Raw genomic sequence first — 4,543 nt, forward strand, 5'->3', positions numbered from 1 at the left:
GTCGCCGGCGGGCCGTTCCCTGGCCCTACCGATACATACATGCGAATTCCAACTCTGCTTGCACTCACGACACTGGTTTCAGTGGTGCTGTCGGATCGAACCTCAGCCCAGACCGCAGCGTACTGTTCGCCCTCGGCAGCGCAACTCCCTAGAGTCTTCAGTGGTTAACATGCGTAGCTGTCGAGTCACCCCCTGACCTCGTGACTATCGCTATCATTCGACAATCGATTCTGCCGAGTGAGCCTTGCTCATGGTGGATCCGGCTGTGGCCGCTAGTCAAGAGGTGGGGATGAATGATGGCCGTACGATCTTGGGCGAAGTACATCGATGAGTTATTGCTTGGTGGTCGGTGGCTGCCGGTGACTGGGTGCGTGCTCTTCGTCAATGCCCCGCGGGAGCGGGCAGTGGCCGAGCTCATCAATGGGGTGCGCGGCCAGTATGTGCGTCGCGAGTACGGATCGCCGTTGCGGCAGCGCACTGTCGTGGCTGATGATCTGGGCGCGCTTCTCTCCAGACTGCTCCCCTTGGATACTGGGGAGCCACGCCGGGAGCTATTCGTGCAGACCGCTGACCCGCAGTGGACTGCCGTGTTCGACACGAGTTGGAGGGGGCAGGATCCGCATTCGCCCATGATGTGGTTTGCCCAAGGCGGCATCCGCTCCGTGAGTGTTTCAGATTTTCCCCACACGATGAACTCCCCCGGTCTCCCCGAAATGTATGGTCAGCGGAAAATCGAGATGTACGAGATCGTGCCCAACGCAGCCCCGGTCGGATACACGTTGGGTGTGCGGGTTGCCGATTCCAACAGGTGGGAATTCGATGGTGGAGGTAGAAACTTTCCCATGGGCAGTGTGTGGGATCCTGACGCCAAGCGTGACCCGGATAAGTTCACCCACGAGCATCTCGTGCAGATGTGCGCACTACTGGGGCTCCGCCCGTTCGATGAAGACTTTTATGCCCCGGACAACACCGGTGTCATCGTCGAGCGCACCGAACCCAACGGCCCAAACAGAGCGGCTGTCACGCTGGCTCAAGCTCGCGGCGAGGAGCCGGTCTTCCTCTATCCAGGGCCGGGATTCGTTCCGGCACCGTGAAGCCAAAAGCATGCCTATCGCCTGGTGAGTTAGCGACGTATCGTTAGGAATAGGCAGGGTCCAATGGTGGACCCATCTCTGGGAGAAGGTTCAGCAATGAACAGCGCAAACGAACCGGGCTTCGGCCTGTGGGAAACGGTAGAGAATCTGCACTCCGAGTTTGAGCGGAGAGTCGCACCTCGGATGGGCCGCGGCGATGTTCGCGCCGGCATCCTGGCCCTCCTCGCAGAAGGACCGATGCATGGATACCAGATCATTCGCGAGATTGAGAAGCGCAGCAACGGTAGCTGGAAACCCAGCCCGGGATCGGTCTACCCGACCCTTCAGCTGCTCTCGGATGAAGGTCTCATCCAGTCCGAAGAGTCCGACGGTCGAAAGACATACTCGCTCACTGAGAGCGGAAGGGGTGAAGCCTCGACCGCTCGGCGCGCACCCTGGGAAGCGACCACCGCTAGTGACGGCACCCGCTCCAAGGTGTTGCCGAAAGCTGCCGCGAACCTCGCCCACGCCGTGGTGCAGGTTGCACGCGGAGGTACCAACGAGCAGGCTCAGGAGGCGGTCACGGTCATCGATGAGGCCCGCCGCAAGATCTACGCGATCCTCGCCCGGGAATGACCGACACTCGCCCCCGCGGTGATGTGAGGGAGACCTGATGGCCACGGACCGACACCTCCGCGCCCGATATCGCAAAATTATGCGGTTCGCCTCCCGCTACATCCTGCAGGAGTGGTGGTTCGAGGTGTTGCTGCCTCGCATCGGGTTGGCGCGGATATCGCGTCGAACTCGTGCGCGGAGAGTGAGCGGAATCGCCCGACATTTTCAGGCTCTGGCCGTGGAACTCGGAGGTCTGATGATCAAGGTCGGGCAGTTCATGTCGTCAAGGCTCGACGTCTTGCCGCCTGAGATTACGAGCGAGCTTGAAGGGCTTCAGGACGAGGTGCCAGCTGCCCCTTTTGACGACGTTCGCGAACTCGCACAAGCCGATCTCGGAGTGCCGCTGGAGCGGGCATACTCGTTCTTCGATCCGTCACCGCTGGCTGCGGCGTCCCTGGGCCAGGTGCACCGGGCGAAACTGGCACCCGCGGACGCGGAGCTAGTGGGTTTCGAGCACGTCGTCGTGAAGGTCCAGCGCCCGGGAATCGACGCGATTGTGACTGTCGACCTTGCCGCGCTGGAGAAAATCGCGGGCTGGCTGAACCGCGTCACGTTCGTTTCGCGACGAGTCGACCTGCCCGCACTGTTGAGGGAGTTCGCCTCAGTCAGCATGGAGGAGATCGACTACCTTCACGAAGGCGTAAATGCCGAACGTTTCGCGGACAACTTTGCTGATAACCCCACCGTGCTGGCGCCGACCGTGGTGTGGGAGCGGACCACACGACGTGTGCTGACACTCTCCGACGTCACGGCGATCAAGATCAGTGACCGGGAGAGTCTTCGGGCATTGGGGATCGACCCGGCGGCGGTCGCTGAGGGGCTGTCGAGCGCCATGTTCGACCAAATCTTCACTTACGGGTTCTTCCATGCAGACCCCCACCCGGGCAACATTTTCGTGACGCCGGAGGCCGGACCCGACTCCGACTGGGCGCTCACCTTTGTGGACTTCGGCATGATGGGTGAAGTTCCCGAATCCCTTAGACAAGGTTTGCGGAGCCTCGTCATTGCGGTCGCAGCCCGCGACGCCTCGGGTCTGGTCTCTAGCATCCGCGCCATGGGAATGTTGTTGCCCAGCGCGGAAAGTGCGCCGCTCGAGCAGGCACTGGGCGAGCTCTTCGACCGGTTCGGCGGCATGGGCTTTGCCGAACTGCAGAATATCGACCCCAGTGAGTTCAAGGATTTCGGTGACAAGTTCGGTCGGACAATGCGAAGCATGCCGTTTCAGCTTCCCGAGGACCTCCTGCTGATCATCCGCGCAGTCTCACTGACGTCGGGGGTGTGCACGGCGCTCAACCCGTCATTCAACATCTGGACGGCGATCGAGCCGTACGCGGCGCGGCTCACCCAACAAGAGAGCGGAGCTGCGGTGCGCGCCCTGGTTCAGCAAATTCTCACGACAGCGGGCGATATTGCGCGCCTTCCGGGGCAGCTGCATGACCTCAGCACGCTGATACAGCGCGGCGAGCTCGCTGTGAGGACTCCGGGGCTAGACCGCCGAATCCGATCATTCGAGAACCTTGCGCGGAGGGTGCTTTCGGCGATCATCTTTGCCGGCCTGCTTCTCGGCGGAATCTACCTCAAGCAGAGCGAGCAAGTGCTCGGCTGGGTGTTAATCATCGGCTCCGGGATCCCCCTGATCAGCGCGCTGTTCGCGGGGATAGCGGGGCGGGGGCGTGAACGATGACACCCAACGGCGATGTGCCCAGGAGGGCAGTCGGAATCGGTTCACGCCATCCCACGAAGGCGCGGGCTAGGAGTGGGAATCGACGTCCGGTTGTGTCGGCCGGTACCCGCCGACCGCTGCGCGCACAGCGCCTTCCTCGTGCCCGTCATCCTTCTTGCCGAACGGCAGAACAGCGAGAAGGGGGTGCAAGACGGCCATGGCGACGAGGCCCCACACGAGGCCCAGGACGGCCGAACACAGGGTGTCCACGAGCCAGACGAGGAAGCCGCCGGCAACCGGGACCCCCGCGAACGGCGCCTCGAGGACATGAACCAGGTCATACGGCAGATGCCACCCGAGGTCGTAGACCCCCTGCAACATGATGTGACCGCCGACCCACAGCATGGCGACCGTGCCGATAAGAGTGATCGTGGCCAGTACGGCGGGCATCCCCTTAACGAGCAGCGCGCCAAGACGCTGCGAACCCGCTGACTCTTTGGTGGTCAGGTGCAGGCCGATGTCGTCCATCTTGACGATGAGGGCGACAGCACCGTAGACGAGGATCGTGATCGCGAACGCGACGACGACCAGAATGACCGCTCGAAGCCACAGAGACTCCTCGGCCACCTCGTTCATCGAGATCACCATGATCTCGCAGGAGAGGATGAAGTCGGTCGTGATGGCGCCCTTGGTGACCTTCGCCTCCGCCTCGGGACCCCGCTCAACTGCCGGAGCTTTCGCCTCGGAGTGACCGCGAAGCTTGTGCCACACCTTCTCCGCTCCCTCGTAGCAGAGATAGGTGCCGCCCAGCATGAGGATGAACGGAATCACCGTCGGGATGAAGGCACTGATGAGCAGCAGCGCCGGCAGGATGATCAGCAGCTTATTTCTGAGCGACCCCCAGAAGATCCGTTTGATCATCGGCAACTCGCGAGACGGCTGCGCCCCCGACACATATTGTGGGGTGACAGCGGCATCGTCGATTACCACGCCCGCAGCCTTGACCCCGGCCTTGGCGGCTCCGGCGGCGACGTCATCCAGGGAGGCGGCCGCGATGCGGGCCAGGGCCGCGACATCGTCCAGCAGGGCGACGAGACCGCCGCTCACAGATCATCCCCGTGCTCATCGAGGG

Annotated in this window: 4 protein-coding genes; 3 read left to right on the forward strand and 1 reads right to left on the reverse strand. The window is 62.5% G+C overall.

Annotated features, from left to right (window positions below):
- Window positions 1–296: 296 nt before the first annotated feature.
- The 3 genes from AC062T_RS06210 to AC062T_RS06220 all read left to right on the forward strand — a co-directional run bounded on the left by AC062T_RS06210 (window position 297) and on the right by AC062T_RS06220 (window position 3,432).
- On the forward strand, window positions 297–1,094 hold the full coding sequence (locus tag AC062T_RS06210) for a hypothetical protein (protein ID WP_146181251.1): 798 nt from the start codon (window positions 297–299) through the stop codon (window positions 1,092–1,094).
- Window positions 1,095–1,190: 96 nt separating this feature from the next.
- Entirely contained in the window at window positions 1,191–1,709 is a 519-nt protein-coding gene (locus AC062T_RS06215; RefSeq protein ID WP_476028380.1) for a PadR family transcriptional regulator, read from the forward strand.
- 37 nt (window positions 1,710–1,746) lie between these two features.
- On the forward strand, window positions 1,747–3,432 hold the full coding sequence (locus AC062T_RS06220; RefSeq protein ID WP_476028382.1) for an ABC1 kinase family protein: 1,686 nt from the start codon (window positions 1,747–1,749) through the stop codon (window positions 3,430–3,432).
- A 66-nt stretch (window positions 3,433–3,498) separates the two neighbouring features.
- Here AC062T_RS06220 and AC062T_RS06225 read toward each other — a convergent pair whose 3' ends face one another.
- Complete coding sequence (locus AC062T_RS06225; RefSeq protein WP_476028384.1) at window positions 3,499–4,518, reverse strand: DUF808 domain-containing protein; 1,020 nt, start codon at window positions 4,516–4,518, stop codon at window positions 3,499–3,501.
- Window positions 4,519–4,543: the final 25 nt, after the last annotated feature.

The organism is Homoserinimonas sp., from assembly GCF_056262345.1.